2 protein-coding genes are annotated in these 1,627 nt (G+C 72.1%); both read left to right on the plus strand.

From position 1 onward, the window contains the following. Positions 1–342: hypothetical protein (locus RI554_11495; protein MDR9392636.1), on the plus strand; the 342-nt coding region annotated here is incomplete at its 5' end. Between the two features lie 22 nt (positions 343–364). Then, positions 365–1,522: a hypothetical protein gene (locus RI554_11500; protein ID MDR9392637.1), complete on the plus strand. Its 1,158-nt coding sequence runs from the start codon at positions 365–367 to the stop codon at positions 1,520–1,522. Positions 1,523–1,627: the final 105 nt, after the last annotated feature.

Raw genomic sequence — 1,627 nt, forward strand, 5'->3', positions numbered from 1 at the left:
ACCTACACGTACCGGTGGTCGTGGTCCGCCGCCCGGGCGGCCCCCGGGTTCACGATCGCGTACGTGTCCCACAAGGTCCTTCGCTTCTTCCTTCCGGTGTTCGTGCTCCTGCTCGCCGCGGGGGTCGTGCTGGCCAGCGGGCGGTGGGCCGTTCCGCTCCTCCTCGGTGGCGCCGCCCTCCTCGGCGTCAGCGCGTGGGCCGCGCGGCGGCCGGCGACCCTCGTCGGCCGACTCGGCCTCGTCTACGCGTTGGTCGTCGCGAACCTCGCCCTCCTCGCCGGCGTCTTCGACGCGCTCACGGGACGCGTGGCGAGCAGCTACGTGCCGACACGCCGCCTATGACGCCACGGAGTCGCGCGCGGTCATGATCCGACGCCTCACCCTCGCCCTCTCCCTCTGGCCGTCCTGGGCGTTCCTGGCGGGCGTCGCCGGCGCGGTTCCCGTCGGAAGCGTCTTGGCCGCCTTCCAGATCCGGAGGCTTCGGTGGGTCGACGTCCTCTTCCTACCCACCTACGTCGCGCTCCTCGTCGCGCACGTGGACGGGGCTTGGGACGCCCTGGAGGTCGCGAAACTGCTGGTGGGACCGGTGATCTACCTGTACGTGCGGCGCGTCCGACTGGATGGCCTCGCGCCCCTGCTGATCGGCCTCGTCGCGTTCTTCTTCGCCGAGGCGGTCGTGGGCCGCATCGTCTCGGACGACCTGCGCTCCGCGACGTTCCTCACGCTCGAGCCGTCGCACTCGGCGCGGGCGTACTACACGGCGTTGTTCCTGTGGGTCGTCACCACGGGGCGCGCGGGGTTCGCCCTCGTGGCGGCCTTCGCCTTCGTCGCCTTCAACGTTTCGCTGTCGTCGGTCGTGTTCACCGCCTTCCTCACGGCGTTCGTGAGCGTGCGCCGGATCGGCGTGGTGCACGTGCTTCGGCTCCTCGGCGCGTCCGCCGTCACGGTCGCCCTCCTCGCCGCCTTCGTCGTCACCTTCCCCGAGACGCGTGTCGCGAACGCGTGGGAGCGCGTCGGGGACGCCACCGAGCTCGCGCAGTCCGAGCGGGCGTACGCCCGCGTCCTCTTCGTGGCGGGCGGGCCGCGCGTCGCCCAGTCCGCGGCGGCGTTCGGCACCTCGACCCTCTGGGGCCACGGCCTCGGGTACGGCGTGCACCTCCGGACGCACAGCGAAGGCAGTCCCTTCGACCTCACGAAGGTCCCCTACATCATGGGCTTGCCGTCGGCCGGTCCCGCGAGCTACCTGTCGCAGGTGGCCTTCGAGGCGGGAGGCGTGACCCTGGTCGCGCTCCTCGCCTGGCTCCTGACGGTGCGCCCCCACGGTTGGCGCGCTGGACTCACGTGGGTGTTCGCCCTCGTCCAACTCCTCGTGTACTCCACGACGACGATGCCGACCCCATGGATCTTCCTTGCGCTGGCCGAACGGTTGCACGCGGACACGTTCGCAGGCCCCCCGCACGCCATCTCGACCTCCGCGGTGCGCGCCCCCTCCCCGGCGCGGTCCACCCCGACGGCCTCGTGAAGCGGGATCCGCGACCCCTTGCCCCGATCGCGTCGTTCGTCCTAGGCGCAGCCGTGACGGCGCTGCCCGCCCTCGGTCCGGTCGCCGCTGCGCTTCTCCTCCTCG

The organism is Trueperaceae bacterium (genome assembly GCA_031581195.1).
GTDB lineage: Bacteria > Deinococcota > Deinococci > Deinococcales > Trueperaceae > SLSQ01.

Bases quoted from the DNA above. Each gene is read 5' to 3' on its own strand.
- RI554_11500 (MDR9392637.1), top strand. From the start codon at position 365: ATGATCCGACGCCTCACCCTCGCCCTCTCCCTCTGGCCGTCCTGGGCG.